At 34.0% G+C, this 391-nt stretch carries 1 protein-coding gene; it reads right to left on the reverse strand.

Annotated elements, in window-relative coordinates:
* Positions 1–391, reverse strand: a 391-nt coding sequence (hisG, locus tag GPA21_RS20530) for an ATP phosphoribosyltransferase (protein ID WP_168989880.1), incomplete at both ends; no start/stop codon positions are given.

Raw genomic sequence — 391 nt, forward strand, 5'->3', positions numbered from 1 at the left:
CCAAAGAGCGAATAAATTGCTCTATTAATTGTGATTTTTTAAAATAAGCTGCTTTATTAGTTATTAATCTTGCATTGATATCACTAATATGTTGCTTTTCAACCAGTCCGTTCGCTTTTAGCGTAGTACCTGTTTGAACGATGTCGACAATTCCGTCTACCATATCTACGACACAAGCTAATTCAACAGAACCATTCAATTTAATCAATTCGACATCAATACCTTTTGATTTAAAATATGTTTCAGCAGTATGTACATAACTCGTTGCGATTTTACGATAATTGGTCGTTTCAGGTTTCGCTGCAACCGCAAAATGACATGCTCCAAAAGGCATATTCAACAAATTATTAACATTATATTGGCGCTCATCTAATATGTCGCTACCAACAAT

Source organism: Azoarcus taiwanensis (assembly GCF_012910885.1).
GTDB classification, from domain to species: Bacteria; Pseudomonadota; Gammaproteobacteria; order Burkholderiales; family Rhodocyclaceae; genus Azoarcus_F; species Azoarcus_F taiwanensis.